This window comes from Endozoicomonas atrinae (assembly GCF_001647025.1).
In the GTDB taxonomy this organism is placed as follows: Bacteria; Pseudomonadota; Gammaproteobacteria; order Pseudomonadales; family Endozoicomonadaceae; genus Endozoicomonas; species Endozoicomonas atrinae.
Genome location: NZ_LUKQ02000374.1, coordinates 1 through 3972 on the forward strand (window position 1 = coordinate 1; position 3972 = coordinate 3972).

General features: G+C 50.9%; 6 protein-coding genes. 1 reads left to right on the plus strand and 5 read right to left on the minus strand.

Annotation, left to right across the window (positions count from 1 at the left end; translation table 11 throughout):
• Nucleotides 1–6: 6 nt before the first annotated feature.
• From AK963_RS26400 to AK963_RS26420, 5 genes are all read right to left on the minus strand, one after another.
• On the minus strand, nt 7–489 hold the full coding sequence (locus AK963_RS26400) for a hypothetical protein (RefSeq protein WP_066018335.1): 483 nt from the start codon (nt 487–489) through the stop codon (nt 7–9).
• Nucleotides 490–664: 175 nt separating this feature from the next.
• On the minus strand, nt 665–976 hold the full coding sequence (locus AK963_RS26405) for a PBPRA1643 family SWIM/SEC-C metal-binding motif protein (RefSeq protein ID WP_066018338.1): 312 nt from the start codon (nt 974–976) through the stop codon (nt 665–667).
• 181 nt (nt 977–1157) lie between these two features.
• A complete protein-coding gene (locus AK963_RS26410) occupies nt 1158–1574 on the minus strand; it encodes a hypothetical protein (protein ID WP_066018336.1) in 417 nt (138 codons plus the stop codon).
• Nucleotides 1575–1601: 27 nt separating this feature from the next.
• Nucleotides 1602–2615 carry a UDP-glucose 4-epimerase GalE gene (gene galE, locus AK963_RS26415; protein ID WP_066018337.1) on the minus strand — a complete coding sequence of 338 codons (1014 nt, stop codon included), beginning with the start codon at nt 2613–2615 and terminating at the stop codon, nt 1602–1604.
• 14 nt (nt 2616–2629) lie between these two features.
• Nucleotides 2630–3472: an undecaprenyl-diphosphate phosphatase gene (locus tag AK963_RS26420; RefSeq protein WP_338011563.1), complete on the minus strand. Its 843-nt coding sequence runs from the start codon at nt 3470–3472 to the stop codon at nt 2630–2632.
• A gap of 235 nt (nt 3473–3707) precedes the next feature.
• Here AK963_RS26420 and AK963_RS32560 point away from each other — a divergent pair.
• Nucleotides 3708–3972 (plus strand): hypothetical protein (locus tag AK963_RS32560; protein ID WP_139117684.1); only part of this gene is annotated, 265 nt, incomplete at its 3' end.

The following is a 3972-nucleotide window of genomic DNA, read 5'->3' on the forward strand; positions in this document are numbered from 1 at the left end:
TAATTATCAGATTGCACCTGAGTTATCCAGGTAATTGAAGGCATCGGTAAACCCATGAGCTGAGAATTCAGTTCCCTGTATATCCACTAACATTTTTGTCTTGAGTTGTTGTATTACAAATGCATCCCCTTCGGCAGTAGTAGGGTACCAGTGCATAAATCCTATCTGATCGGAGCATTGCATGATGAACTTGACGGGTTGATCGTTTACTCGCAGTACTAATTCAGTCTCATCTTTATTAACAGAAAAACAGGATACATCTTTGCGTGATATGTATGTGTAATCACGATATTCGGAGCTTTGTGCTGGAACATATACGAGCGCTGCTTCTTCAGTTGAATTATCTACAACAAAAGAGACTCCATTGTCATTGACAATCCAGTCACCGAAGGTTTCAACAGCATTGGCTGCGATAGATACTATAAACACAATAATTGCGATGAATATTGATCTCATTGGGCCATTCATAAATAAGAAGAACTGTGGCATTACCTCTTATCAGTCATCGCTGAAAGAAGTCGGTGAGTGAGATAATATTTGAACACTAGAGGTTGTTGAAGTGGCACTTCTTATAATGAGAGTAGATATTTCTCACATCTCCAACAGTAGCGGGCGAGTCCCATTCTGGGTAACCCCGCTGCCCTAAACCGGTTTCCCACCCACCTCAAGCCAACAAGCCTCCTCCCTCACAACACTTCTTGTACTTCTTCCCACTGCCACATGGACAGGGCGAATTTCTGGCCACCTTTTCAGAGCAGGCCTGGTACAACTCGGGGTTAAGCAGTTTCTGCAGGTCCGAGATATCTTCCGGTACATGAGGTGGTTCAAAGCCGATAATGTAGTGCCAGCCGTGTTCGTCACAGGTGGTGGCAACGGCCCTTGCCATTTCTTCGGTATGTACCCGGGCAATTACCGGGTTCTTTTCTGAGCCTAACTGATACCATATCCACCTTCTAATCGCGGGCTGTGCAGCCATTTTGAACTGCTGGCCTGCGTTGAAGCTCCTCGCCATAGCTAAGGCTATGACTCGTCACTTCGTCTTGTCCAACTGCCCAAAATGACTTGCTCGCTCTCACAATTAGAACGCGGATATGGTAGGCCATAAAAACAGTGATCAATAGGTGGTAATTAAAAAAGAGCTGAGCCCTTTGCCTCGGTTAGTGCAGTTCGGGCACAGGCTGAACCTGATGAGCTTCTACATACTTCTTGCTCATCATCTCCACCGCAATGGCAATATGAATCAGCAGGCCGATCAGCATCAGCTTCTGGGGTTCCGGGCAGTTTTTAAGCCCACCATACTCTCCCAGTATCGCGGATATTTTTACCTGAGAGTCACCGGCCAGAAATTCCACACGGTCAAACAGGGTTTTGGCATCCGGGCACTTTTCGAGCAAGTCCATGGCGCGGTCGGTGTGTTCGGCGACAAATGCCGATAGTCGTTCACCCTGCGCATAGATGCCAGCGGCGTGTCGCTCTTCTGCCACTTTGTCGCTGTACTGCACAAACCACTCAATGTACTGACGTTCATTGGTGATGGGTGGGGCTTCCGGGATGGTGTGTGATGTTGCGGTCATTGCGTTTCCTTAAGTGTACAGCGTTAGTTATTGGTATCCGTTTGGATTGTCCGACTGCCAGCGCCAGGCATCGGCCATAATATCATCCAGTGAGTGTTCTGCCTTCCACCCCAGTTCCCGCTCGGCTTTTTCCGGGTGCGCATAGCAGGCGGCAATATCACCGGGGCGACGATCGGTTATCACATATGGCACCTTGCGTCCAGAAGCCTTTTCAAAGGCGTGAACCATCTCCAGTACTGAATAGCCTTTGCCAACACCCAGATTCCATACATGGCAGTCCCGGTGGTTGTCGGTGAGTTTTTCCAGTGCCTTCACATGGCCACGAGCCAGATCCACCACATGGATGTAGTCCCGAACCCCGGTACCGTCCGGCGTTGGGTAATCGTTACCGAATACCTGCAACTGTTTCAATTTGCCAATGGCCACCTGGGAGATGTACGGCAGCAGATTATTGGGGATGTCGTTCGGGTCTTCGCCAATCATGCCCGAAGGATGGGCTCCCACCGGGTTAAAATAGCGCAGCAGGGCAATGTTCCACTGTGGGTCTGATTTGAACAGCTCCCGAAGAATCTCCTCAATCACCAGTTTGGAATGGCCATACGGGTTGGTGGTCGAGAGCGGAAAGCTCTCCTCAATGGGCAGCGCATGGGGGTCGCCATACACCGTGGCCGATGAGCTGAAAATCAGCCGCTTGACGTCATGCTCCGCCATGGCCTGGCACAGCGTAATGGTGCCACTGATGTTGTTTTCATAGTACTTCAGAGGCATCGCGCAGGACTCGCCCACCGCCTTCAGCCCGGCAAAGTGCATCACCGCATCAAACTGGTGGGCGCGCATCAGCTGCTTCAGTGTATGCTCATCCCGAATATCGCCCTCGATAAAAGGCAACACTCGTCCGGTAATTGTCTCAACCCGTTTGATGGCAATGGGAGAACTGTTGCAGAGGTTATCCAGCACCACCACCTCATGCCCGGCATTCAGCAACTCAACACAGGTATGGGAGCCGATATAACCGGCACCGCCCGTTACCAGAATTTTCATGGCGTTTATGACCTTCAAATGATAAACAGCAGCGCAACCCCAAGGGCCAGCCGGTAAATAACAAACGGCATCAGCCCCATGCGATTAATCGCCCCCAGAAACAGATGTATACAGACCAGGGCACTAATGCCGGACAACAATGCGCCCATCAACAGCACCTGGCAGTTGACCGGAACCGTGGACTTGACCAGATCCAGCGTGAGCAGCAGCCCGGCGCCCAGAATCACCGGAATCGAAAGAAGAAAAGAGAACCGGGCGGCAGACTCCCGGTCAAACCCCAGGAACAACGCGGCGGTCATGGTAATACCGGAGCGAGATGTTCCCGGAATCAGCGCCAGCATCTGGGAAAAACCGATGATCATCGCCTTCGGCAACGTCATGGCTTTTAATGGCCAGCGGCATTGGGCAACATAATCCGCCACCCCCAGCAGAGCACCAAAGATCAGGGTGGTCGCGGCAATCACCTGCAACGACCGCATGCTTTCATCCAGGCCGGACGTTTTCAGGAACAATCCAAACACCACCGCCGGAATGGTCGCCAGGCCAATATACCAGGCCATCTTACTGTGTTGCGTTGTCCCTCTGCCCACCACCGAAAAGCACCAGTCCCGAATCAGCAGCTGCAGATCCTTACGAAAATAGATAACCACCGCCGCCAGTGTGCCGATATGCACCGCCACATCAAAGGCCAGCCCTTGGTCAGGCCAGTGCAGCAGCCTGGCCGGTAAAATCAGGTGCGCCGAGCTGGAAATGGGCAGAAACTCGGTCAGGCCCTGAATTAATGAGAGAACAACGATGTGTAATAGGTCCATAAGGTAGTGATGATGATCCGAAAGACAGGGGGATGACTCTGACACCCCATGGCATGCCCTGACGGGGTTGCATGGGAGAAAGGAGGTAAGAACAGTAGAGGCGGATTTTACATTACTCAGGCTTCCAGTTTAAACGCTGTTTGACAGCGCATTACTCTTTCACATCTAAACTGAACAACTCCGCCCCAGTTAAATCCCTGGCATAATTCATGGCACTTTCCCTGTCGGTAAACGGACCATCAATGACCAGTGTTTGATCGGGTTCAGTGGATACGTACCAGTGCCCGACCTAAAAGTCACGATCAGTTTCACTGCGAACCGCATCGACGTTCACGTAAGTGATATCACAAATTTTACACACCAGCCCGTCTTCATCGATGACGAACCGGTTACCTTCTCTCTTTTCCACCGGGACATAATACCAATCGCATTTTCTAAATCCTTAAGCTGCCGCCAACTATGCTTAGGCATCATTACCATGCATTATCTAGAACAGATGTCTCGTCGACCACAGCTACCCGAAGGTTTTAATGATGTTGATTTTC